The sequence below is a fragment of the Dactylosporangium aurantiacum genome (assembly GCF_000716715.1).
Classification (GTDB): domain Bacteria; phylum Actinomycetota; class Actinomycetes; order Mycobacteriales; family Micromonosporaceae; genus Dactylosporangium; species Dactylosporangium aurantiacum.
In genome coordinates, this window is the sequence record NZ_JNYJ01000002.1 from 163,188 (window position 1) to 187,952 (window position 24,765).

Sequence of the window (24,765 nt, forward strand, 5' to 3'; positions counted from 1 at the left end):
TTTCGGGCAGTGTTCGAACGGATGAGCATCGCGTTTCCCGGCTCGTGAGGCCGACGTGACAGCAGGCTTTCTACCGTGCAACACGCCGGAAACGAGCGCTGCGCAGACTCGTGCGGGAGCCGAGTTGTCCCGGCTGCCCGATCTGTGCCCGATCTGTGCCCGATCTGTGGCGCCCGCCCGCCGCCGGAGGAGCGACGTCGTGTCCTATGTGAACCCACCCGAGCTCGCCACCAAGATGATCGACGCCGGTGAGGCGAAGGTCTTCATGTCCACCCGTGACACCCTGATCCGGGCGTACATGGCCGGTGCGATCCTCGCCCTCGCCGCCGCGTTCGCGGTCACCGTCAACGTCCAGACCGGCCAGCCGGTCATCGGCGCCCTGCTGTTCCCGGTCGGGTTCTGCCTGCTGTACCTGCTCGGGTTCGACCTGCTCACCGGCGTGTTCACGCTGGTGCCGCTGGCCCTGATCGACAAGCGGCCGGGCGTGCGCCTGCGCGGGGTGCTGCGCAACTGGGGCCTGGTCTTCGTCGGCAACTTCGCCGGCGCGCTCACCGTCGCCGTCATGATGGCGGTCATCTTCACGTTCGCCTTCAGCGTCGACCCCAACGCCGTCGGGCAGGCCATCGGCAAGATCGGCGAGAGCCGCACCGTCGGCTACGCCGACCACGGCGCCGCCGGCATGCTCACCCTGTTCGTCCGCGGCGTGCTGTGCAACTGGATGGTCTCCACCGGCGTCGTCGCCGCGATGATCTCCACCAGCGTGTCCGGCAAGGTCATCGGCATGTGGATGCCCATCCTGGTCTTCTTCTACATGGGCTTCGAGCACTCGGTCGTCAACATGTTCCTCTTCCCGTCCGGGCTGCTGCTCGGCGGCCACTTCTCCCTCGCCGACTACCTCATCTGGAACGAGATCCCGACCGTCGTGGGCAACCTCGTCGGCGGCATCACGTTCGTCGGGCTGACCGTGTACGCCACCCACGCCCGCACCGGCGCGTCCCGCCGCCGCCCCGCCGCCCCGGCACCGTCGGCCGCCCCGGCGCAGGAGCCGGAGCCGGTCCTGGTCAAGTAGCCTCCGCCCGCGCGGCCGCGGCCCGCCGGCCGGCACCATTGAAGGTGGCGGCCGGCAGGCCGTTCGGCCGTCGGGCGCCCACCAAGATCCGGCCGGCCGGATCTTGGTGGGCCGTATCTCGCCGGTGGCCGGCCGATCGGACGGGTCTTTCGAAGCGTTCGCCTGCGCGCCGCCGACGCTCGACGCGGCGCGGGCATCGACGCGTCAGCCGCCGCCCCGCCAGCCGGACGTGCCGCATCCAACGGTGCTGACGTCCCGCGGAACCCGTGACATTCGCCGAGCGGCAACTGACGTCGACCGCGCCGACCACGTCGCGGCGCCGGTGCCCCCCACCGGGCGCGCCGGTCGGCGGCGACGACGTCACCATGTACCACCGGGTGACGCTCGGCGGGCGCGGCTGGTGGGCCGACAGCGCCGGCAGCCGCCGGCGCCCGGCGGTCGGCGACCGGGTCGTCCTCGGCGTCGGCGTGACGGTCCTCGGCCCGGTCCACGTCGGCGACGACGCCAGCCTCGGCGCGCACTGCCTCGTCCTGCACGACGTGCCGGCGGGGGCCCGGCCGCGCGCCCCGGCCGCCGCGCCCGTGCCGCCGCCGGCGGAAGCCGGCCCGGCGATCGGGCCCGTGCCGTTTCTGTAAGAAGGCCGTCTCGGCGATCCGTTGACCGCCCGCCGGGCCCGCGGCGAGAATGGTTTCCGCGGGTCTCGGTGCCCGCATCGGTGCCGCGCTGTTCTCGGTCATGCGCGTCCCACGCCGCCGGCGTCCGCCCTGCCACCACCGCATCGTGGTGTCCTCGGCGGTCCCGCGGCGTCCACCCCCGGCGTCCCCGCTGCCCGTCCGGCGTGCCCTCGGCCCGCCCGCCCGGCGCGGCGACGCCGCGCGCCCGCACCCAGGTCCGGTCAGGCCCTGGGTGCGACCTGTCGAAGCCCGCACCACCGAGCAAGGAGAGCCGATGATCCGCGCGTGCATCCGCGCCGTCCTCGTCGCCGGCCTGCTCGTGACGCCTGTCGTCACGACGTCCGCGCCCGCGATGGCACAGTCCCTTTGCAACCAGCCGGAGCCACCCCCGAGCTGCAACCCCGAGCCCGGGCCGACCCCGTCGGACCGTTCGCCGTTCGGCGCGTTCGACACCCTGTCGTACAACGCCGGCACCGCCTCGGTCACCGGCTGGACCATCGACATCAACGGTGGCCCGAACAACGTGCACGTCTACGTGGACGGCCAGTTCGCCGCGGCGTTCACCGCGGACCAGTACCGGGCCGACGTCGGCCAGCGGTACCCGGTGAACGGCCCGTACCACGGCTACTCGGGCTCGTTCCCCGCCCCGTCGAGCAGCGGCCCGCACGAGGTCTGCGTCTACGGGATCAACTGGCCCGACGGCACCACCCCGGTCGCGTCCAACTACCGCCTGGGCTGCAAGCAGTACAACGTCCCGGTGCCCGCGCCCGGCAACCTGCGGCTGTACGCCGGCTCCCGCGACATCGTCATTGTCTGGACGGACAACGCCACCGACGAGACCGACTACGAGGTCACGGTGTCGTGGTCGACGTCGTGCGGCGACCAGGAGGGCAACTACCCGCCGAACGGCACCAGCTGCGGCTACCAGTCCACCTGGCGGACCGGGGCGTACAACGGCGGTGACGTCAGCGCACGGTACGCGCTGCTGCCGCGCAACACGTACGTGTTCGTGACGGTCCGGACCTACCGCGGCACCGCGTACTCCAACGCGGTGACCGGCTCAGCCATCACGTCCTGACCGGCGACTCCCCGGGCCACCCCGCCACCGCCGGCGGGGTGGCCCGGCCCCTGCGCCCGCCGGGCCCGGCGGCGGCGCCGACGGTCAGCGGGCCGGCACGGTGCCGCGGGCCGGGGGGACGGTGCCCGGCTCGACCAGGCGGCTCTGGTACGCCATCACCACGGCGTGCGTGCGGTCGCGCAGGCGCAGCTTCATCAGCACCCGGCTCACGTGCGTCTTCACCGTGGCGTCGCCCAGGACGAGATGCTCGGCGATCTCGCGGTTGGACATCCCGTACGCCATGAGGACCAGCACCTCCAGCTCCCTCGGCGTCAGCTGCCGCAGCTCGACCGGCGCCGGCAGGCCCGGGTCGGGGCGGGTGGCGAGGTCGTCGAGCAGCCGCCGGGTGACGGCCGGGTCGAGCCACGCCTCTCCCGCGGCGACCGCGCGCACCGCCGCCACCAGCTCCTGCGGCGCCGCGTCCTTCAGCACGAACCCCGACGCCCCGGCGCGCACGGCCGCGTGGACCGCCTCGTCGACGTGGTACGTGGTGAGGATGATGATCCGCACCGGCCGGTCCGGGTCGCCGGCGAGGCACGGGTCGGCCAGCAGCTCGCCGGTCGCGGCGACGCCGTCCAGGCCGGGCATGCGCACGTCCATGAGCACCACGTCGGGACGCAGCCGGCGGGTCAGCTGGACCGCCTGCAGGCCGTCGTCGGCCTCGGCCACCACCTCGATGTCAGGTTCGGCCGACAGCAGCATGGCGATCCCCGCCCGGATGAGTGGCTGGTCATCGGCGAGCACCACCCTGATGCGCATCCGTGCTCCCGTCGTCGTGCGGCCCTGGTCGCGGCCGTGTCGCCGGTACCGGCTCGCCGCGAGGCGATCATGTATCGGCGGGACGGGAGTGGGAAGTCAGCTGTCGGACTGCGGACCGGGGGCATCCTCCGGGCAACCTGCGGCGTCGAGGTGGTGCGGGACGGGGTAGCAGGCGCTGACCCGGTACCCGCCGGTGGGGCCGGGACCCGCCTCGAGCCGCCCGCCGACGCGCCGCACCCGCTCGGCGAGGCTGGCCAGGCCGTGCCCGCCGGACAGCCCGGCGGTGACCGGGCCGGGCGGGCGACCGGTGAGCGCGCCGCCGTCGTCGTCGACGCGCAGCAGCAGCACGTGCGGCTCCCAGGTGAACCGGACGGCGACCCGGGCGCCCGGGCCGGCGTGCTTCAGCGTGTTCGTGAGGCTCTCCTGCACGGTGCGGTACGCGGCGAGCCCGACGCTCGCGTCGAGCCGGCGCGGCACGCCGGACGTGCTGGTCGTGACGGCCAGGCCGGCCTGGCGCATCGAGGCCAGCAGGACCTCCACGTCCTTCAGCGACGGCTGCGGTCCCAGCGGTGGCCGGCCGGCCGGGCCGTCGACGCGGATCACCTCGAGCAGCCGGCGCAGCTCCGCCATCGCCTGCTGCCCGGCCTGCTGGATGTGCAGCAGCGACTGGTGCACCCGGTCTGCGTCCGCGGCGCCCAGCCGGGACGCGCCGGCCGCCTGCAGGACCATGACCGTCACCGAGTGCGACACGACGTCGTGCAGCTCCGCGGCGATGCGCTGCCGCTCCAGGGTGACCGCCTCGGTGCGGGCCGCCCGCTGCGCCCGCTCCAGCTGCGCGACGCGGGCATGGTGGGCGCGCACGACCAGCCCGGCGGCCCACGCGGAGCCGAACAGCAGCACGAACATCACCGCGGTGACGACGAACTCGCCGGTGCGCGCCGCCGGGACCGGCTCGACCCGGAACGAGTCGACGGCGCTGAACAGCCCGCGGGCGCAGGCACCGGCGTACGCGGCCCCGGAAACGGCGAGCGGTCGCCGCGCGGCGACCGTGTACAGGGCGACGACGAGCGCCACCCACGGCCGGTAGTCGTGCAGCAGGAACCACATGGCCACGCCGTGGCCGCACTCGACCGCGAGGACGGCGACGGGGGCCCGGTGCCGCCACGCCAGCGCGGCGAACGCGGCCACGGCGGCGAGGATCTGCAGCGCGAGCGCCACCGGGTGCACGGGGTGGCTGCGCACGACCACGGACGAGGCGGTGAACAGGTCGAGGCCGCACAGCAGGGGCAGCAGCGCCGCGTCGGGCGGTAGCCCGCGGAACCGGCGGGGCGCGCCGGTCGCCGGCCGCGGCGGCGGCCCGCTCACCGGGGTCTTCCCGGACCGGTCACGAGCTGTTCTCGTCCGGGCAGCCGATGCCGAAGATCCGGCACGCCCACGTCAGCGGCCCGTCGAGGACCCCGCCGGTCATGTCGGCCACCACCCGGTGCCGCAGCACCGGCACGCCGGGCGTGGCCACGCCCGGCAGGTCCACCTCCAGGGCGGTGTGCCCGGTCTGCCACCACAGCGGGTGCCAGGCGTCGCCGAGCAGGTCCAGGACCGCGCGGACCTGCGCGGCGCCGGTGCCGTGCGCGGCCGCGGCGAGGGTCGCGTCGGCGCCGGTGAGCGTCACCATGACCAGGTCGGCACCGGTGTCGCGCAGCACCGAGACCGCGCCGACCGGCAGCAGGACCGGCTCGGGGGCGGTGCCGGTGACGGCGACGACCCGCAGCCGCGCGCCGGGGCGCACGGCGCCGGCCGTGCCGGCCCGCAGCAGGCAGTGCCGGTCGTCGAGCGGCACGCCGTGCGCGACGGCCGCCCACCGTCCGTCGCGGTGGTGCTGCGCGAACACGACGATCGGCGGGCTCTGCGTGGTGGTCGGCATCGACGAACCTCCGGTGGGAGTGCGGGTGGCTGCGCGGTATCCGGCATTGTTGCCCACCCGCGCCAGGCGACGCGTCCGCATCCGGGCGGACCTCCGGGTACGCCGCCAGGCGGACCCCGGCGCCACCGCGGGGCCCGTGGGGGGAGCGGCAACATCGGCCCGTGGCCGGACGGCAGCGCCGGCCGGGCCGCCCAGGATTGGGGGCAGTTCCGCCGCGGCCCCCGGGCCGGGGCGGCGTCCCCGACCAGACCTGCCCGCGAGGTGTGCCATGCAAACGCCCGGTGCGTACCTGATCGCCGACCGCGTCTTCGCCGACACCCCCGACCGCGTCGACGACCGCGCGTCATGGTTCCCGCTCGCCCGCGAGACCCCGCCGGACGGCTGGTGCGAGGCGCGGCGCAGCGTGTGGGTGCTGTGGCACCCCGACGGCCACCGACTGCCCCGGCAGGGCTGGAAGGTGCACGTGTCGGTGGACCTGCCCGACGCCGCCGAGGCCCTCGCGAAGGTCCGGGACCACTGCGTGCGGCACGGCATCGCGTTCAAGTTCGTCCGCAGCCGGCAGCTGGCGCTGGTGCACAACGAGAAGTACGCGCACCGCGGCTCCAGCGGCAAGCTCGCCGCGCTGTACCCCGTCGGCGACGACGCGCTGCGCAGCACCCTCACCGAGCTCGGCGCCGCGCTCGCCGGGTTGCGCGGCCCGTACGTCCTGAGCGACCTGCGCTGGCACGACGGGCCGCTGTTCCTGCGCTTCGGCGGGTTCGCGGAGCGGTACTGCCACGACGGCGACGAGCCGGTCACGGCGGTCGAGACCCCGGACGGCCTGCTCGTGCCGGACGAACGCGACCCGGTGTTCGCGGTGCCCGACTGGGCGCCGGTGCCGGACTTCGTCGCCGAGCGCATCGCGGCGGTGGCCGAGGAGCCCGTCACCGAGCAGCCGTACCAGATCGACGAGGCACTGCACCACTCCAACGGCGGCGGGGTGTACCTCGCCACCGACCTGCGTGACGGCACCCGGGTGGTGCTGCGGGAGGCCCGCCCGTACGCCGGGCTCAACGGCGCCGGCGCCGACGCGGTGACCCGGCTGCACCGCGAGCGCGACATGCTGCGCCGCCTCGACGGGCTGCCCTGTGTGCCCAGGGTGCTGGACCACTTCACCTGGTGGGAGCACGAGTACCTGGCCGAGGAGCTGATCGAGGGCGACACCCTGCAGGACGCGGTCGGCGCCCGGTACCCGCTGATCTACCCGGACGTCCCGGCCGAGGAGCTGGCCGGGTACACGGCGTGGGCCGTCGACGTCGTCGACCGGGTCGAGCGGGCGCTGCGGCAGGTGCACGACCAGGGTGTCGTCTTCGGCGACCTGCACCCCGCCAACGTCATGGTCCGCCCCGGCGGCGACGTCGTGCTCATCGACTTCGAGCAGGCGTACGGCCTCGACGAGGACTTCACCCCGACGCTCGGCGACGCCGGCTTCACCAGCCCGCGGGTGCGCCGCGGTGTCGGCGTCGACGACTACGCCCTGGCCTGCCTGCGGCTGAGCGTGTTCGTGCCGCTGACCTCGCTGACGGCCCTGTGCCCGGCCAAGGTGGAGGAGCTGCTCGCGGTCGCGGCCCGGTTCCCGCTGCCGCCGGGGTACGCCGGGCGCATCCGTGACGGGCTGCGCCGGGCCCTCGCGACCGGGGACCCGGAGCCATCCACTGTGGACATCGCGGCGGTGACCCGGTTCGCGTGGCCGTCGCCGGTACCGGCGGATCCGGCGCCGCTGCTGGCGTCCCTCGCCGAAGGCATCCGGGCGTCCGCCACCCCCGACCGGGAGGACCGGCTCTTCCCCGGCGACCCGGCGCAGTTCCCGCACGGCGGGGCCACCCTCGCGCACGGCGCGGCCGGCGTGATCCACGCGCTGGTGGCGACCGGCTCGCAGTACCCGGAGCTGGACGAGCACGTTGACTGGATGCTGCGGGCCGCCGGGGAGCTGCCGGCACCGTTCGTCGGGCTGTACGACGGCCGCGCCGGCATCGCCGCGGTCCTGCACGACCTCGGCCGCCGCGACGAGGCCCTGGAGCTGCTCCGGTCGTGCCGGGCCGTCCTCGGCGACCTGCACGGCGCGTCACTGCACAGCGGCCTGGCCGGCATCGGCCTCGCCCTGGACCGCGTCGCCGGCCCGGGCGACCCCGACGTCCTCGCCATCGGCGAGCGGCTGGTCCGCGCGCTGTCCGGCGACCCGCAGGCGGTCGCGTTCGCCGAGCCGCGCCACCCGGGGCTGCTGCGCGGCTGGTCCGGCCCGGCGCTGCTGCTCACCAGGCTGTACGAGCACACCGGCGACCCGCGGCACCTGCGGGCGGCCCGGGCCGCGCTGCGCCTGGACCTGGCGAGCTGCACCGACGACCAGCGCGGCAACCCGCAGGTGGCCGACGGGTCGCGGCTGCTGCTGTACATCGACGAGGGCAGCGCCGGCCTCGCGGTCGCCGCGCACGCGCTGTTGCGCCACGGCGAGGAGCCCTGGCTGCGGTCGCTCATCGACGGCGTCGGCCGGGCGCTCGGCGCGGAGTTCACGATGCTGCCCGGGCTCTTCCACGGCCGGGCCGGGCTGCTGGCCGCCGCGGCGCTGCTCGACGGCACCGCCCGCCCGGGCACGGCCCGGCACGTCGCGGGGCACATCGAGCGGCTGTCGTGGCACGCGTTCGCCCACCACGGCCGACTCGCCTTCGTCGGCGACACCCTGACCCGGCTGTCGCACGACCTCGCCACCGGCGGCGCCGGCATCCTCCTGGCCGTGCACGCCGCGACCCACGGCACGGGTGTCACCCTGCCGTTCCTTCCGGCGCCGGCGCCCCCGCAGGCACCGGTGCCCCCGGTGGCGAGGGCCGCCTCGCCTGCTGCCGCCGCGGAGGCGGCCCTCGCCACCGGCTGACCCGCCCCACCACAGACCCCGCCGGGCCGGTCCCGACCGAGAGGGCCCGTCCCGGCGGCCACCACCCCGACCATCGCCGAAAGGAGGTGAACACCATGAGCAACGTGCTGCGCCTGCAGGCCCTGCGCCCCCAGACGACCAACCGGCAGCCGGTGATCTCCAGCTCCTACAGCTTCATCTGCTGCAACTGACCCGCACAGGCGGGAGCGGGCGGGCGTGTCGACGCGCCCGCCCGCTCCTGTCTCCACCCCAGGGAGCCCCGATGCCGAGCGCCGGCCTGCGTCACAACCGCGACTTCGTCCTGCTGACCTTCGCCCGTACCACGTCGAAGCTGGGCACCCAGATCACCGGTGTGGCGCTGCCGCTGCTGGTGCTGGCCCTCACCGGGTCCGCCACCGACGCCGGTCTCGTCGCCTTCGCCGAGGGCGCGGCGCTCGTGCTGGTCCTGCTGCCGGCGGGGCTGCTGGCCGACCGGCACGACCGGCGGCGCATCATCCTGCTGTGCGACGGCGGCGCGCTGCTCGCGGTCGGGGCGGTCGCCGCCCTCGCCTGGACCCGCGGCGCCCCGGTCACCATGATCGCCGCCCTGGCCGCACTCGTCGCGGCGCTCGGCGCGGCCGTGCAGCCCGCCGCGTCGGCCGCGAGCCGCGCCGTCGTCCCCGACGGTGACCTGCGCGCCGCGACCGCCTTCAACGAGACCCGCAACGCGGCCGTCAACCTGGCCGGCCCGCCGCTCGGCGGCCTGCTGTTCGGCATCAGCCCGGCGCTGCCGTTCATCGTCGACGTGGTGTCCTACGCCGCGTCGATGCTCGCCGTCGCCGCCGTGCGCGCCCCGCTGGGCCGTCCCCGCGACGAACCCGACACGTCGCTGGCCCGCCAGTCCGTGGCCGGGCTGCGGTTCCTGTGGCAGCGCCCGGCGCTGCGGTACGTGCTCGTCAGCGGCGCCGTCATGAACTTCGTCTTCTCCGGGGTGCTGCTCGCCGTCCTCGTCGTGCCGGTCCGCGGCGGCGCGTCCGCGCTGTCGGCCGGCACGACCGTCGCGTGCGTCGGCCTCGGCGCGGTCGTCGGCTCACTGTTCGCCGCGCGGCTCACCGCGGTGGTCCCTGTCGGCCGGTTGATCCTCGCCGTCACCTGGTCGTCGTGCGCGCTGATCGCCGCCATGGCCGGCACCGGCAACGGCCTCGTCCTCGGCGCGCTCGCCGGCGCCTGCTCGCTGCTCATCCCCGCCGCCAACATCGGCATGCTCACCGTGCTGGCCCTGCTCACCCCCGACGAACTGCAGGGCCGGGCGAACGCGGCGACGGGCTTCTTCGCCATGCTCGCCGCCCCGTTCGGCCCCGCCCTCGCCGGTGTCCTCATCGACCGCATCCCGTCCGCGGCGGTGTTCCTGTCGTTCGCCGCGGTCGTGCTGCTGCTCGCCCTCGCCACGACGTTCGGCCGGGCGGTCACCGCGATGCCGGACCTGCGCACCCCGACCCGGTCACCGGTGCCGGCCGGGACGCCCTGACCGCCCGGCCGGCGGCGCGCCGGGTCGCGTCAGGCCAGGCGGCGGCGGGCAGGACCGGCTGGTCGCCGAGCTGGCGGTGGAACGCGCGGCGCAGGGCCGTGACGCTCTCGCCCTCCTCGGCGAGGGCGCGTGGCAGCGCGTCGGCGAGGGCGTCCACGAGGCCGGCGATGTCGGCGTCGGTGTGGTGGGTGGTGATGGTGATGCGGGCGCCCGAGCGCTTCGCCGGGACGGCCGGGGAGGTGGCGGCGTCGGTGAAGTAGCCGGCGGCGCGCAGGCGGGCGGTGAGGTTGTACGTGACCTGGGGGCCGCCCGCCGCGACGCAGCGGATCGGGGCCTCGCTGCGGCTCACCACGGGCAGGCCGCGGTCGGCGGCGAGGCGGTTGAACAGGCGGATGAGGTGCAGCAGGCGCTCCTGGCGGGCGGTCACCGCCGGGGTGCGGTGCAGGTGCACGGAGGCGATGACGGCGCCGAGCATCGGGGGCTGGACGGGGCCGGAGAAGATGAGCGGGCCGCCGACGGTGAAGACCCGGCGGCGGGTCTCGGCGTCGGGGAAGGTGAGCGCGCCGCCGGCGGCGGCGAAGGACTTGTTCAGCGAGCCGGCGACGACGCTGCGGGACAGGGCGAGCGGGCTGAGCGCCTCCAGGGCCCGGCCGCGGCCGGGCCGGCCGGTCCACGAGAAGGCGTGCGCGTCGTCGACGTACAGCCACAGCTGCCCCCGCTCGGCCATGAGGTCGTTGAGCTCGGCGAACGGGGCGAAGTCGGCGTACATGCTGTAGAGGCCGTCGAGGGCGTACCAGATGCGGGGGTGGCCGCGGCGCAGCTCCTCGACGCGGCGGCGCAGGGTGCGCACGTCGTTGTGGGGCAGCAGCTCGACCCGGGTGCCCTGCGCCTGGGCGAGCTTGGCGGCGGTCTGCACGCTGTGGTGGACCTGGTGGTCCAGCAGCAGCACGTCGTCGCCGCCGATGACGGTCGGCAGCGCGGCCAGGTGCCCCATGGAGGTGCTGGGGGCGAGGATCGTGGGCCGGCCGAGCAGCTCGCCGAGCGCGGCGTCCGCCTCCGGGTACGCGGGCGAGGACAGGTACGCCCGGGACGAGGAGAACTGGGTGCCGTACCGCTCGACCGCTTCGTAGGTGGTGGTCCGCGAGGGTCCATCGGTGCCGCCGGCGCCCCCTGAGCCGACGTGACGAGGGCCATGGTGGGGCGGCACCCTCGACATGGCCCTTGTCGTTCGGGTCCGCACCGGCCGGGGCGGCAGCCCGCCGGCGCCCCCTGCGAGCAGGGGCGTCACCGCCGTGCCGCCGGGGTCCGAGCCGCACCGATGACCGTGGATGCGGTTTCGTTGCACAGATAGATGCGGCATGATTCCTCTGAGCAACGTCGTGGCACCGGTGCCACGGACGGGGGAGGACTGCGCGTGTCTCATCGTGTCCATGTCGCGTTCGAGGAGCAGGCACGAAGCACCCCGGACCGGGTGGCGGTGATCGCGGGACAGGTCCGCACCTCATACGCGCAGCTCGATGCCTGGGCGAACCGGATCGCGCGGCGGCTGCGGCGGGCCGGTGCCGGGCCCGGCACGCTCGTCGGGGTGTGCCTGGGCCGCGACGAGCACCTGGTGCCGGCGCTGCTGGGCGTGCTGAAGACCGGCGCGGCGTACGTGCCGATGGACCCGGCGTACCCGGCGGAGCGCCTCGCCTACATCGCCGCCGACGCCGCGACGGCGCTGACCGCCGTCACCGGCCACACCGCCCGCGCGGTCACCGGCCCGGCCGTGCGGGTCGACGAGCCGGACGACGACGCCACCCCCTTGGACACGCCGGGCGGCGGGCGGGACGCCGCGTACGTCATCTACACCTCCGGCTCCACCGGCCGCCCCAAGGGCGTCGTCGTCGAGCACCGCAACACCATGAACCTGCTGCGCTGGGAGGCGCGGGCGTACACCGCCGAGGAGCTCGGCGGCATGCTCGCCACCGCGTCGATCAGCTTCGACCCGTCGGTCAGCCAGCTGTTCCTGCCCCTGGTCACCGGCGGCACCGTGATCCTCGCCGAGAACCTCCTGGCGCTGCCCACGCTGCCGGCCCGCGACGAGGTCCGCACCGTGTACGGCGTCCCGTCCGCCCTCGCCGCGCTGCTGCGCGAGCCGCTGCCGGCGGGCGTGCGGGCCGTGTTCGCCGGCGGCGAGCCGCTGACCAGGGCGCTCGTCGAGCGGATCTACGCGAACCCGGGCGTGCGGCGGGTCCTGAACCTGTACGGGCCCACCGAGTGCACCACCACCTGCGCGGTCGCCGAGATCGGCCGGGACGACGACGGCGAGCCGCCGATCGGGCGCCCCGCCGCCGGCGCGGTCATGACCGTGCGGGACGCCGCCGGCGTCCCCGTCGCCGACGGTGAGCTGGGCGAGCTGTGGATCGGCGGGCCCGTCGTCGCCCGCGGCTACCTCGGCCAGGCGTCGCCCGCGTTCACCACCGACGAGGACGGCGGCCGGGTCTACCGCTCCGGTGACCTGGTCCGCCGCCGCGCCGGGGTGCTGCACTTCGCGGGCCGCGGCGACGACCAGGTGAAGATCCGCGGTTACCGGGTGGAGCCCGGTGAGGTCGAGGCGGTGCTGGTACGGCACCCGGACGTCCGCCGGGCGTGCGTGCTGCCCGCCCGCGACCCGGACGGGGTCGCGTACCTGGCGGGGCACGTGGAGGCGAGCGGCCCCGACGAGCGGGCGCTGCGCGCGTGGCTGCGCCGCCGGGTCCCGGAGCACCTGGTGCCGACCCGGCTCGCCGTCGTGGACCGGCTGCCGCTGAGCCCCAACGGCAAGGTCGACCGGGCCGCCCTGCCGCAGCTGCCGGCGCGGCGGGAGACGGCGACCGGCTACGTCGCGCCCCGCACACCGGTGGAGGCGGACCTGGCCGGGATCGTCGGCGGGGTGCTCGGCATCGCCGAGGTCGGCGTGCACGACCGCTTCCCGGACCTCGGCGGGCACTCCCTCGCCGCGGCCCGGGTCTGCGCCCTCGCCGGCCGCGGGCACGGCACCACCGTCGCCCTCGCCGACTTCCTCGCCGAGCCGACCGTCGCCGCCCTCGCCGCCCTCGTCCAGCGGCGCGGCGAGGGCGGCGAGGGCGGCACGGCCGGCGCCACCCCGGTCCGGCACGAGGGGCGCACCGAGTACCCGCTGACCCCGACCCAGCGGGAGCTGTGGACGCTGCGGCAGGTCAGCCCGGTGCCGGCGGTGACGACCGTGGCGTTCCGGGTGCGGCTCACCGGCCCCGTCGACCCCGGCGACCTGCGCCGGGCCCTGGCCGCGGTCGTGGCCCGGCACGAGGTGCTGCGCAGCCGGATCGTGGAGCGCGACGGCGAACCGGTCGCGGTCGTCGGCGCCGGCACCGACGTCCCGGTCACCGAGCACGACCTGCGCGACCTGCCGGCCGCCGACCGCGACGCCCGGGCCGGCGCGCTCGCCGCCGCGGCGGCCCGGCACGCGTTCGACCTGGCGGCGGCCGTACCGCTGCTGCGGGCCGACGTCGTGCGGCACCCCGGCGACGTGTCGGACCTGGTGCTCGTCGCCGACCACGTCGCGTTCGACGGCTGGTCCACCGGGGCGCTGCTCACCGAGCTGGCCGAGGAGCTGACCGCGCCCGGGTCCGTCGCCCCGCCGCCGCTGCAGGTCGGTGACCTCGCGCTCGCCCCCGCCCCGCCGGCCGGGCAGGCGTGGCGCGCCGAGCTGGACGGCGCGTCGCCGCCCGACGGGCTGTTCACCGGCGCCGGCGGGTTCCGCGGCGAGCGGCTCACCCGCCCGGTGCCCCCGGCGCTCGGCACCGCCCTGGCCGCGGCGTGCGCGGCCGGCGGCGCCGCACCGTTCGCCGGCTGGCTGACCGCGCTGGGGCTGGTGCTCGCCGGGTACACCTGCCGCGACGACGTCCTCGTCGGCACCGTCGTCGCCCGCCGCGCCGGACCCGAGCTCGACCGGGTGATCGGGCCCCTCGTCGACGTGCTGCCGGTCCGGCTGCGCCTGGACGCCGCCGCCACCGTCCGCGACACGATCGCCGCCGCCGCGGCCGCCACCGCGCGGGCCCTGGACCGGCCACGGCCGTCCACCGCGGACCTGTTCGACGCGGTCGGCACCCAGCCGCGCGGCGCCATGCCCACCCCGGTGGTGCTGTCCGCGCAGCCGCCGGACCTGCCGGTGACGGTGCGCCGCGGCCCGCTGCGCCTCGACCTGCTGGGCGAGCTGAGCTGCGGCGGGGCGCAGAACCCGCTCACCGTCTTCGTCAACGAGACCGCCGCCGGCACCGAGCTGCAGCTGGAGTACGACCTCGACCTGACCGACCGGGCGTGGGCGGCGGCGTTCGCCGACCGGCTGCTGCACGTGCTCGCCGGGGTCGCCGCCGGCCCGGACCGGCCGCTGTCGGCGGTCCCGCTGGTCACCGCGGCCGAGGAGGCGCGGCTGCTGCGCCTGGCCGCCGGTCCGCCGCTGCCGGCCGGCGCCCCCGCCACCGTCGTCGAGGCGGTCGAGCGGCAGGTGCGGCAGCGCCCCGGCGACACCGCCGTGGCCGGGGCGGACGGGCGGCTGACCTACCGGCAGCTGTGGGACGCGTCCGCCGAGGTCGCCGCGGTCCTGGTGGACCGCGGCACCCGCCGCGGCGAGGTCGTCGGCGTGTGCCTGCCCCGCGACCACCGGCTGCCGGCGACGCTGCTCGGCGTGTGGCGGGCCGGCGCCGCGTCCCTGCCGCTGGAGCCGGACCAGCCGGCGGAGCGGCTCGGCTGGCTCGCCGCCGACGGCGGGGTCCGCACCGTGCTGTGCCGCACCGGCACGGCCGCCGCGGCGGCGGCCGTCGCCGGCACCCACGCCGTCGACCTCGACCGCGCGCCGGCCGCGGACCGGGCGCCGGCGCTGCCGCCCGCCGCGCCGCGGGACCTCGCGTACCTGCTGTACACGTCCGGGTCGACCGGCACCCCGAAGGGCGTCGCGGTCGCGCAGGCCGGCCTCGCCGCGCTCACCGAGGCGCTGCGCCTGGAGCCCGGCCTCGCCCCCGGCGACCGGATGCTCGCCGTCGCCACCCTCAGCTTCGACACCTCCTGCGCGGAGATCTGGACGTCCCTGGCCGCCGGCGCCTGCTGCGTCGTCGTCGGCCGCGACAGCGCCGTGGACGGGTTCCGGCTCGCCGAGCGCATCGCGGCGCACCGGATCACCGCGATGAACGTGCCGCCGACGATGCTGCGCACGCTGCTGGCCTCCGGCTGGACCGGCACCCCCCACCTGCGGGTGTGGCCGGGCGGCGAGGCCCTGGACGCGGCCCTCGCCCGCGACCTGCTGCCCCGGGTCGAGCAGCTGTGGAACGTGTACGGCCCCACCGAGGCGACCGTGCTGTCCTCGGCGTACCAGGTGACGGACGCCGACGACCTGGACGGCACCGTGCCGATCGGGCACCCGCTGCCGGGGGAGCGGCTCTACGTCATGGACCCCCTCGGCCGGCTCGCGCCGCCGGACGTCACCGGCGAGCTGTGGATCGGCGGCGCCGGCCCGGCCCTCGGCTACCACCGGCGGGCGGAGCTGACCGCGGCCGCGTTCGTGCCGGACCCGGCGGTGCCCGGCGGCCGCTGCTACCGCACCGGTGACCTGGTCCGCCGCCGCCCCGACGGGGAGCTGCTGTTCCGCGGCCGCCGCGACCACCAGCTGAAGATCCGCGGGTACCGGGTCGAGCTCGGCGAGATCGAGGCGGCGCTGCGCGAGCACCCCGGGGTCACGCACGCCGTCGTCACCGCGCGCGGGCACGGCGCCGAGGCGCACCTCGTCGGCTACCTCGCCGGCACGGCCACGGGGACGGCCGCCGCCGAATACCTGCGCGGCCGCCTCCCCGAGTACCTGGTCCCGCACCGCTGGGTGGTGCTCGACGCGCTGCCGACCCTGCCCAGCGGCAAGGTCGACCTGGCCGCGCTGCCCGAACCGGGCCAGGGCGACGGGACCGGCGGACCGGGCACGCCGCACCGGCCGGTGGCGTCGGTGATGGAGGAGCTGGTCGCCGACGTGTGGGGGCAGGTCCTCGCCACGGACGCGATCGGCGCCGGGGACAGCTTCTTCGGCCTCGGTGGCCACTCCCTCGCCGCGACCAGGGTCGCCGGGCGGCTGCGCGACACGCTCGGCTGCCCGGTGCCGGTCCGGCTGCTGTTCGACCACCCGGTGCTCGCCGACTTCGCCGAGCGCCTGGAGCGCCTTGTCATGGACGACATCGTGGCCACACCCGGCCACAACCATCCGGGGATTTGACTATGACCTTGTCAGACCAGCACACCCACGAGGACACCGCACCGACCCGCGACACCCTGCGGGAGCTCATGCAGCGGCGGGTCGCCGCGGCCCGCGCCGCCGCCGCCACCGGCGCGGACATCCCGCGCCGCGCCGACCCGGACGCGCCGCAGCCGCTGTCACCCGCGCAGCGCCGGCTGTGGTTCAACGCCCAGTTCGAGGCGGACACGTCCATCTACCACGTGCCCGCCGTGCTGCGCCTGACCGGCGCCCTCGACGCCGGGGCGCTGCTCGCCGCGCTGCGCGACGTCGCCGCCCGGCACGAGGTGCTGCGCAGCGTCATCGTCACGCCCGCACCGGGATCCGGCTTACCGGACGGCTCACCCCCGGTCGCCGTCGCCGGCCCCGCCGACCGCGTCGGTCTGTCCATTGTGGAAATCGACGGGTCCGGACTCGCCGCCGCGCTGCGCGCCGAGGTGAGCCGCCCGTTCCAGCTGGACCGTGAGCCGCCGATGCGGGCGACCCTGTTCCGCCTCGCCGCCGAGCACCACGTGCTGGCGCTGACCGTGCACCACATCGCCACCGACGCCTGGTCCCAGGACCTGATGCTCGACGAGCTCGGCGCCCTCTACGCCGCCCGCACCGGGCACGGCGCCCCGCCCGCGCCGCCGCGCCTGCAGTACGCCGACATCACCGAATGGCAGGCGTCCCGCGCGGCGGAGTCCACCGGCGAGCACGTCGCGTACTGGGTCGACCGGCTCGCCGGGCTCGCCCCGGCGCTCGCCCTGCCCACCGACCGCCCGTACCCGGCCGTCGCCGACTGGGCCGGCGGCTACGAACCCGTGCACGTGCCCCCGGCGCTCGCCGCCCGGATCCGGCAGGCCGCCGGCGACGGCGGCGCCACCCCGTTCATGGTGCTGCTCGCCGCCTGGCAGGCGCTGCTCGGCCGGCTCTGCGGCAGCGACGACGTCGCCGTCGGCGTCCCGGAGTCCGGCCGGCACCACCGCGCCACCGAACAGGTCGTCGGCTGCTGCATCAACACCCTGGTGCTGCGCACCGACCTGTCCGGCGACCCGACCGGCCGGCAGCTGCTGGAGCGGGTCCGGGAGACCACCCTGGAGGCGTTCACGCACGCCGCCGCGCCGTTCGAGCAGGTCGTGGAGGCCGTCGCGCCGCAACGCTCCACCGCCACCACCCCGATCTTCCAGTCGATGCTGTTCCTGCTGGAGACCCCGCAGCGCGACCCGGTCCTGCCCGGCGTGCGCGCCGAACGCCTCGAATCGCCGTTGGACTCCAACAAGTTCGACGTGAGCCTGTCGCTGACCGGCCGCGACGGCGGGTACGACGGCTTCATCAGCTACCGCCGGGACCTCTTCGACCGCGGGACCGTGCACCGGTGGGCCGGGTGGCTGCTGGCCCTGCTCGACGGGATGCTCGGCGAGCCGGACCGGCCGCTGTCCCGGCTCGACCTGCTCGGCGACGCCGGCCGCGCCGCGCTGCTCGACCTCGGCACCGGCCCGGCCCTGCCCGCCGGCGCCCCCGCGACGATCCTCGACGCCGTCGCCGCCCAGGCCGCCGCCCGCCCCGGCGCGGTCGCCGTCGACGCCCGCGACGGCACCCTCACCTACGGGGAGCTGGCCGCGGCCGCGGCCCGCGTCGCCGCCGCCGTCCGCGCGCACGGCGCCGGACCCGGCACCCCCGTCGGGATCTGCCTGCCCCGCGACCGGCGCCTGCCCGCCGCCCTGGTCGGCGTGTGGCAGGCCGGATCCGCGTACGTGCCGCTCGAACCCGACCACCCCGTCGACCGGCTGCGCTACCAGCTCGGCGACTCCGGCGCGGGGGTCGTCCTCGCCGCCGCCGAGACCCTGGACGTGGCGCGGCGGATCACCGAGGGCACCGGCGCCGCCGTCGTGGACCTGGCGGCGGCCCTCACCGCGGCGCCCGGCGCGGCGCCGGCCGTCGGACCCGCCGACCTCGCGTACATCCTCTACACCAGCGGCTCGACCGGTCGCCCCAAGGGTGTCGAGCTCAGCCACGGCAGCCTCGCCGCGTTCGTCGCCGGGCAGTGCGCGCTGATGCCGGTGGCCCCCGACGACGTGATGCTCGGCCTCACCGCGCTCTCCTTCGACGTGGCCGGCCTCGAGCTGTGGGTCGCCCTCGGCCACGGGCTGCGGCTCGTCCTGCTCGACCGGGCCGTCGCCGTCGACGGGCACCTCGTCGCGCGGCGCATCGCCGACGCGGGCGTGACCGTGATGACCGCGACCCCGACCACGTTCCGGATGCTCGTCGCCGCCGGCTGGCAGGCCCCCGCCGTGCGGGCCGTCGCCATCGGCGAGACCGTCGACCCCGCCCTCGCCCGTGAGCTGACCACCCGGCTCGGCGAGTTCTGGAACGGCTACGGCCCCACCGAGACCGCGGTCACCTCCACCATGTACCGGGTCACCGAGCCCGTCGGCGACACCGTGCCGATCGGCACGCCGATGCCCGGCGAGTCGGTGTACGTGATGGACGCGGCCGGCCGCCTCGCCCTGCCCGGCACCGTCGGGGAGCTGTGGATCGGCGGCGCCGGCGTCGCCCGCGGCTACCGCGGGCGGCCCGACCTGACCGAGGCCGCGTTCGTCGCCGACCCGCACCGGCCCGGTGCGCGCTGCTACCGCACCGGCGACCTCGCGCGCTGGCGCGGCGACGGCCTGCTGGACTTCCTCGGCCGCCGCGACCACCAGGTGAAGGTCCGCGGGCACCGCATCGAGCTCGGCGAGATCGAGGTGCGGCTGCGGGCCGCGCCCGGCGTCGCCGAGGCCGTCGTCGTCGTCGCCGACCGCTCCGGCGACGCGCACCTCGTCGGGTACGTGGTGACCGTCCCCGGGCACACCCCCGACCCGGCGCGGCTGGAGACGCTGCTGCGGGCCACGCTGCCCGACCACATGGTGCCGCGGCGGTGGATGACGCTGCCGGCGCTGCCGGTCAACGGCTCCGGCAAGGTCGACCGCACCGCCCTGCCCGACCCCGGCGAACAGCAGCGGCCGCGGGTCGCGCCCGCCAGCGAGGCCGAGCAGCTGGTCGCCGAGGTGTGGGGCGCCGTGCTGCGCCGCGACGACCTGTCGGTGCACGACAACTTCTTCGCCCTCGGCGGGCACTCGCTGTCGGCGACCCTCGTCGTCGGCCGGCTCCGCGACGCGCTGGACTTCCCGGTGCCGGTGCGGCTGCTGTTCGAGCAGCCGGTCCTCGCCGGCTTCGCCGCCGCGCTCGAGTCGCTGCTGCTCGCCGAGGTGACGCAGGCGTGACGGTCACCGACAACCAGCGGTCACTGCTGCAGCAGCGCCTCGCCGGGGCGCGCCGCGCCGCCCGTACCGCCGCCGCCACCACCGCCACCACGATCCCCGCCGGCGACCCAGGCGAGCCGGCACCGCTGTCCCCGGCGCAGGCCCGGCTGTGGTTCATGCACCAGCTGGAGCCGGACAGCGCCGCGTACCACGTGACCGCCACCGTCCGGCTCACCGGCCCGCTCGACGTGCCGGCGCTGGCCGGTGCCGTCCGCGACCTCGCCGAGCGGCACCACGTGCTGCGTACCCGGTTCGTGGACCGCGGCGGCGTGCCGACCGCGGTGCTGGGCGGCGCGGACGACGTGCCCGTCGAGACCGGCGGGGACCTGGAGGCGTTCCGGCGGCGGGCGTTCCGGCTCGCCGAGGAGCCGCCGCTGCGCGCGCTCATCGCCCGGTCGGGGCCGGACGAGCACGTGCTGCTGCTCGTCGTGCACCACATCGCGTTCGACGCGTGGTCGGTGGACCTGGCCCTGACCGGGATCGCGCAGCTGTACGCCGCCCGCGTCGAGGGCCGGCCGGCACCGGCCGCGCCCGCGCTGCAGTACGCCGACTACGCCCGCTGGCAGACCCACCGCGAGACGTCCACAGTGGACCTCGACTGGTGGGTGCGGCGGCTGTCGGGGCTCGCGCCGGTGCTGGACCTGCCGACCGACCGGCCCCGGCCCGCCGTCGCGGGCGCCGCCGCCGGGCAGGTGCCGGTGACCGTCCCCGCCGGCCTCGCCGGGCAGGTCGGCGAGCTCGCCGCCGCGTGCGGCGCCACCCCGTTCATGGTGCTGCTCACCGCCTGGCAGGCACTGCTGGCCCGGGTGTGCGGCACCGGCGACGTCGCCGTCGGCGTGCCCGCCGCCGGCCGGCACCACCCCGACGTCGAGGGGATGATCGGCTGCTTCATCGGCACCCTGGTGCTGCGCACCGACTGCGCCGGCGACCCCACCGGCCGGCAGCTGCTCGCCCGCGCCCGGGAGACCGCGATCGACGCCCTCGCCCACGCCGAGACCCCGTTCGAGCGGATCGTGGAGCGCCTGCAGCCCGACCGCAACCTCGCCACCACCCCGGTCTTCCAGGTGCTGCTCAACGTCCTGGAGCAGCCGGCCGCGCCGCTGCGGCTGCCGCACGTCGACGCGCACGCCGTGGACCTGCCGGTGCGCACCACCAAGTACGACCTGAACCTCGGGCTGTCCCGGGCCGGCGGCGGGTACGAGGGCAGCCTGGTGTACCGCACCGACCTGTTCGACGACGCCACCGCCCGGCGCCTCGCCGGCTGGTTCCTGACCCTGCTCGCCGGCCTCGTCGCCGCGCCGGACCGGCCGGTCGGCGAGCTGCCGCTGGAGCCCGGCACGCCGGCCGGGCCGGACGGCCCGCCGGCCCGCTTCGAGCTGGACCGGCCGCTGCACGAGCTGATCTCGCGGCACGCGGCGACGACCCCGGCCGCGACCGCCGTCGTCGCCGCCGACGGCCGGCTCAGCTACGCCGAGCTCGACCGGCGGGCCGCCGCCGTCGCGGGCCGGCTGCTGGCCGCGGGGGTCCGGCCGCAGGAGCCGGTCGCGGTGCTCACCGAACGCGGCACCGCCCTGCCCGTGGCGATGCTCGGCGCGCTGCGGGCCGGGGCCGCGTACCTGCCCGTCGACCCCGGGTACCCCGACGGGCGGGTCGCGGAGATCCTCGACGCCGCCGGGGTCCGGTTCGTGCTCACCGAGGCGGCGTTCGCGCACCGGGTCCCCGGCCGCGAGGCGGTGGTCGTCGCGGACGTCACGGGCCCGCCCGCGCCGGCCGTGCCGGTGCCGATGGACCACCTCGCGTACGTGATCTTCACGTCCGGCTCGACCGGCCGGCCGAAGGGCGTCGCCGTCGAGCACCGGCAGATCACCCACTACCTGCACGCCGTGGCCGGGCGCATCGGGCGGCACGGCTCGTTCGCGCTGGTGTCCACGCACGCCGCCGACCTCGGCATGACCAACCTGTTCGGGGCGCTGACCACCGGCGGCGTCGCGCACCTGGTGGACCGGGAGACCGCCACCGACCCGGCCGCGTTCGCCGCGTACCTCGCCGCGCACCCGGTCGACGCGATGAAGCTCGTCCCCAGCCACCTGCAGCTGCTCGCCGCGCACGGCGACCTCGCCGCGCTGCTGCCCCGCCGGCTGCTCGTGCTGGCCGGCGAGCCCTGCCCGTGGCAGCTCGTCGAGCGCGTCGAGCGGGCCCGGCCCGACCTGGAGGTCCAGGTCCACTACGGCCCGACCGAGACCACCGTGTCCGTCCTCGGCTGCGACGTGCGCGAGGTCCCCGCGGAGCGCCGGCACGGCACCGTCCCCATCGGCCGGCCCTTCGCCGGCGTCACCTGCCGGGTCACCGACCACGCCGGGCGGCCCGTGCCGGCCGGCGTGCCGGGGGAGCTGCGCATCGGCGGGCCCAGCGTCGCCCGCGGCTACCTGCACGGCCCCGACGCCCGGTTCACCGGCGGCCACTACCGCTCCGGCGACCGGGTCCGCGTCGACGCGCACGGCCTCGTGCACATCCTCGGCCGCGTCGACGACCAGGTGAAGATCCGCGGGTTCCGGGTCGAGCTCAACGAGGTCGCCGCCGCGGTCCGCGCCGCCGGCGGCGTGCAGGACGCCGTCGTCCTGCCGGTCGGCGAGGCGCACACGCGCCGGCTCGCCGCGTGGGTGACGCCCGCGAGCGCCGACCCCGGCCGGATCCGGGCCGCGCTGCGCGACCGGCTGCCCGACTACATGGTCCCGTCGGCGTTCGTCGCCCTGGACCGGCTGCCGCTCACCGCCAACGGCAAGGTCGACCGGGCCGCGCTGCCCGCACCGGAGCCGCCCGCCGCCGCCACCCGCGTCGCGCCGCGCACCCCGACCGAGGCGCGGGTCGCCGCGGCCTGGTCGCAGGTCCTCGACGGCGCCGACGTCGGCGCCGACGACGACTTCTTCGCCCTCGGCGGCGACTCGTTCAAGGCGGTGCGCGCCGTGCGCGCCATCGACCCGCAGCTGCGCGTCATCGACCTGTTCACCCACCCCACCGTCCGGGAGCTCGCCGCCCACCTCGACGGCGGCACCGGCGGCACCGGCCTGCTGCACCGCCTCGCCGGCCCGGCCGCCGGCGCCACCCTCACCGTCGTCTGCGTGCCGTACGGCGGGGGTTCGGCCGCCGCGTACGGGCCCCTCGCCACCGAGCTGGCGCAGCGGCTGCCGGGCGCGGCGGTGCTCGCCGTCGAGCTGCCCGGGCACGACCCGGCCCGCCCCGACGAGGCCGCGCTGCCGATGGACGAGCTCGTCGACCGGGTGGTGGCCGACCTGCCGCCCGGTCCCGTCCTGGTGTACGGCCACTGCGTCGGCTCCGCCGCCGCGACCGAGCTGGCGCTGCGGCTGGAGGCCGGCGGGCGGGACGTCGCCGGGCTCGTGGTCGGCGGCAGCTTCCCCGCCGCCCGGCTGCCCGGCCGGGTCACCGCCTGGCTGCACCGGCGGGTCCCGGCCACCTGGTGGACGTCGGACCGGGCGTACCGGGACTTCCTGCGCACCCTCGGCGGCCTCGACGACGACGCCGAACTCGACACGGGCGTGATCCTGCGCGGGCTGCGCCACGACGTCGACGAGGCGCAGAGCTGGTTCACCCGGGAGCTGACCGGCACCGGCCGGCGCCGGCTGCGGGCACCGGTGCTGTGCCTCATCGGTGCCCGGGACCGCTCCACGCAGCTGTACGAGGAGCGGTACGCCGAATGGGGCGCGTTCGCCGACCGGGTCGCGCTCGCCGTGCTGCCCCGCGCCGGGCACTACTTCCTCAAGCACCAGGCCGCCGCGGCCGCCGAGCAGATCGCCGGCGCGGTCACGCAGTGGCGCGCCGGGCGGCCGCCGGCACCGGTGCGCACCGCGGTCACCGGCGGCCGGGCCCGCCGCGACCTGCGCGAGTTCTACCTCATGGCGGCCGGGCAGACCGCGTCGCTCATCGGCGCGGCGCTCAGCTCGTTCGCGCTGGGGGTGTGGGCGTACCAGCAGCACGGCCGGGTCGCCGACTACGCCCTGGTCACCATGCTCGCGCTGCTGCCCGCCATCGTGCTGCTGCCGCTCGGCGGCGCGGTCGCGGACCGGTTCGACCGGCGCCGCATCATGCTGGCCTGCAACGGCGCCGGCGCCGCCGTCATGTCCGTCGTGGTCGGGCTGCTGGCCGCCGGCCGCCTGGAGATCTGGAGCGTCGGGCTGCTGGCCGGGCTGCTGTCCGCGGTCACCGCGTTCCACCGGCCCGCGTACCTGGCCGCGGTCGCGCAGCTGGTGCCCAAGCCGTACCTGGGGCAGGCCAACGCGCTGGCGAACCTCGGGCCGGGCATCGGCATGCTGGTCGCGCCCCTCGCCGGCGGCGCCCTCATCACCGCGCTCGGCATGCCGTGGGTCGTCGCCGTCGACGTCGCGTCGCTGCTCGCCGGGGTCGGCGCCCTGCTGCTGGTGCGCCTGCCCGACCGGCTGTTCCGCCGCCAGGAGGAGACGTTCGTCCGCGCCATCGCCGGCGGCTGGCGGTTCCTCACCCGCCGCCGCCCCCTCATGATCATGATCGGGTTCTTCGTGGTGGAGAACTACCTGGCCATGCTCGCCCTCGCGGTCACCGTCCCCACCGTGTACGCGTTCGGCGGCACCACCGCGGTCAGCGTCGTCACCACGTGCAGCGGCGTCGGCGCGGGCCTCGGCGCGCTCGCCATGGTCCTGTGGGGCGGCGCCGAGCGCCGCGCCACCGGCATGGTCGGCTTCGTCATCGGCGTCGGCCTCGGCGCGGCCCTCGTCGGCCTGCGCCCGTCGACGGCGGTCGCCGCCGCCGGCAGCCTCATCTGGTACGCGTCGCTGAGCATCCTCAACGCGCACTGGCTCGCCATCATCCAGGTCAAGGTCGGCCTCGACCTGCAGGGGCGGGTCCTGGCCACCAACCAGATGCTCGCGGTCGCCATGACCCCGGCCGCGTTCCTCACCGCGCCGCTGCTCACCGGCGCCGCCGCGCCGCTGCTGGCTCCCGGCGGGGCGCTCGCCGGCACGCTCGGCCGGGTGGTGGGCACCGGCGCCGACCGGGGCACCGCCCTCATCCTGCTCGCGTGCGGGGTGCTGCTGGTCGTGTGGGGCGCGCTCGGCCTGGCGTACCGGCCGCTGCACCGCATGGAGGACGACCTGCCCGACATGGCGGCCGGCGCGGAGATCCCCGACACCCTCGACGAGCTGCAGGACCTCCTCGACCATGGCACGGACCGCACCGCCGGGCGCGGCACCGGTCCACAATGAGGC

The 24,765-nt window shown here is 76.7% G+C and carries 13 protein-coding genes; 9 read left to right on the forward strand and 4 right to left on the reverse strand.

Going from position 1 to position 24,765, the window contains the following annotated elements; genetic code table 11:
* The first annotated feature begins 199 nt into the window (after positions 1–199).
* From OP18_RS03070 to OP18_RS03080, 3 genes are all read left to right on the forward strand, one after another.
* Complete coding sequence (locus OP18_RS03070; RefSeq protein WP_033357129.1) at positions 200–1,069, forward strand: formate/nitrite transporter family protein; 870 nt, start codon at positions 200–202, stop codon at positions 1,067–1,069.
* Positions 1,070–1,335: 266 nt separating this feature from the next.
* Positions 1,336–1,704 carry a hypothetical protein gene (locus OP18_RS03075; RefSeq protein ID WP_052386141.1) on the forward strand — a complete coding sequence of 123 codons (369 nt, stop codon included), beginning with the start codon at positions 1,336–1,338 and terminating at the stop codon, positions 1,702–1,704.
* 313 nt (positions 1,705–2,017) lie between these two features.
* The gene (locus OP18_RS03080) at positions 2,018–2,821 is read left to right on the forward strand and encodes a hypothetical protein (RefSeq protein ID WP_033357130.1); all 804 of its coding nucleotides are present in this window, start codon (positions 2,018–2,020) and stop codon (positions 2,819–2,821) included.
* 84 nt (positions 2,822–2,905) lie between these two features.
* Here the strand turns inward: OP18_RS03080 and OP18_RS03085 are convergent, their stop codons facing one another.
* The 3 genes from OP18_RS03085 to OP18_RS03095 form a co-directional block, all read right to left on the reverse strand.
* Positions 2,906–3,619: a response regulator gene (locus OP18_RS03085; RefSeq protein WP_033357131.1), complete on the reverse strand. Its 714-nt coding sequence runs from the start codon at positions 3,617–3,619 to the stop codon at positions 2,906–2,908.
* A 96-nt stretch (positions 3,620–3,715) separates the two neighbouring features.
* Positions 3,716–4,984: a sensor histidine kinase gene (locus OP18_RS03090; protein WP_052386142.1), complete on the reverse strand. Its 1,269-nt coding sequence runs from the start codon at positions 4,982–4,984 to the stop codon at positions 3,716–3,718.
* Between the two features lie 19 nt (positions 4,985–5,003).
* On the reverse strand, positions 5,004–5,540 hold the full coding sequence (locus tag OP18_RS03095) for a hypothetical protein (protein ID WP_033357132.1): 537 nt from the start codon (positions 5,538–5,540) through the stop codon (positions 5,004–5,006).
* A gap of 268 nt (positions 5,541–5,808) precedes the next feature.
* Here OP18_RS03095 and lanKC point away from each other — a divergent pair, with 268 nt between their 5' ends.
* The 3 genes from lanKC to OP18_RS03105 all read left to right on the forward strand — a co-directional run bounded on the left by lanKC (position 5,809) and on the right by OP18_RS03105 (position 9,955).
* On the forward strand, positions 5,809–8,448 hold the full coding sequence (lanKC, locus tag OP18_RS03100) for a class III lanthionine synthetase LanKC (protein ID WP_052386143.1): 2,640 nt from the start codon (positions 5,809–5,811) through the stop codon (positions 8,446–8,448).
* Positions 8,449–8,543: 95 nt separating this feature from the next.
* On the forward strand, positions 8,544–8,639 hold the full coding sequence (locus tag OP18_RS59455) for a class III lanthipeptide (RefSeq protein ID WP_211273430.1): 96 nt from the start codon (positions 8,544–8,546) through the stop codon (positions 8,637–8,639).
* A gap of 71 nt (positions 8,640–8,710) precedes the next feature.
* Positions 8,711–9,955, forward strand: coding sequence for an MFS transporter (locus OP18_RS03105; RefSeq protein WP_052386144.1), 1,245 nt, complete (start codon positions 8,711–8,713; stop codon positions 9,953–9,955).
* On the opposite strand, the gene OP18_RS03110 is transcribed toward OP18_RS03105, so the two are convergent.
* A complete protein-coding gene (locus OP18_RS03110) occupies positions 9,894–11,171 on the reverse strand; it encodes an aminotransferase class I/II-fold pyridoxal phosphate-dependent enzyme (protein WP_162189734.1) in 1,278 nt (425 codons plus the stop codon). The genes OP18_RS03105 and OP18_RS03110 overlap by 62 nt on opposite strands.
* 198 nt (positions 11,172–11,369) lie before the next feature.
* Here OP18_RS03110 and OP18_RS03115 point away from each other — a divergent pair, with 198 nt between their 5' ends.
* Genes OP18_RS03115 through OP18_RS03125 form a run of 3 tightly spaced genes read left to right on the forward strand, consistent with a single transcriptional unit; the run spans position 11,370 to position 24,762 of the window.
* Positions 11,370–16,208 carry a non-ribosomal peptide synthetase gene (locus OP18_RS03115; RefSeq protein ID WP_162189735.1) on the forward strand — a complete coding sequence of 1,613 codons (4,839 nt, stop codon included), beginning with the start codon at positions 11,370–11,372 and terminating at the stop codon, positions 16,206–16,208.
* A gap of 2 nt (positions 16,209–16,210) precedes the next feature.
* Positions 16,211–19,471, forward strand: coding sequence for a non-ribosomal peptide synthetase (locus OP18_RS03120; protein WP_052386146.1), 3,261 nt, complete (start codon positions 16,211–16,213; stop codon positions 19,469–19,471).
* Positions 19,468–24,762, forward strand: coding sequence for a non-ribosomal peptide synthetase/MFS transporter (locus OP18_RS03125; RefSeq protein ID WP_052386147.1), 5,295 nt, complete (start codon positions 19,468–19,470; stop codon positions 24,760–24,762). Before OP18_RS03120 ends, OP18_RS03125 begins: the two co-directional genes overlap by 4 nt.
* Positions 24,763–24,765 lie beyond the last annotated feature (3 nt).

What these genes read in the sequence shown, in the direction of transcription:
- OP18_RS03080 (WP_033357130.1), top strand. Translation starts at nt 2,018, where the DNA reads ATGATCCGCGCGTGCATCCGCGCCGTCCTCGTCGCCGGCCTGCTCGTG.
- OP18_RS03085 (WP_033357131.1), bottom strand. Translation starts at nt 3,619, where the DNA reads ATGCGCATCAGGGTGGTGCTCGCCGATGACCAGCCACTCATCCGGGCG.
- OP18_RS03095 (WP_033357132.1), bottom strand. Translation starts at nt 5,540, where the DNA reads ATGCCGACCACCACGCAGAGCCCGCCGATCGTCGTGTTCGCGCAGCAC.
- lanKC (WP_052386143.1), top strand. Translation starts at nt 5,809, where the DNA reads ATGCAAACGCCCGGTGCGTACCTGATCGCCGACCGCGTCTTCGCCGAC.
- OP18_RS59455 (WP_211273430.1), top strand. Translation starts at nt 8,544, where the DNA reads ATGAGCAACGTGCTGCGCCTGCAGGCCCTGCGCCCCCAGACGACCAAC.
- OP18_RS03105 (WP_052386144.1), top strand. Translation starts at nt 8,711, where the DNA reads ATGCCGAGCGCCGGCCTGCGTCACAACCGCGACTTCGTCCTGCTGACC.
- OP18_RS03110 (WP_162189734.1), bottom strand. Translation starts at nt 11,171, where the DNA reads ATGTCGAGGGTGCCGCCCCACCATGGCCCTCGTCACGTCGGCTCAGGG.
- OP18_RS03120 (WP_052386146.1), top strand. Translation starts at nt 16,211, where the DNA reads ATGACCTTGTCAGACCAGCACACCCACGAGGACACCGCACCGACCCGC.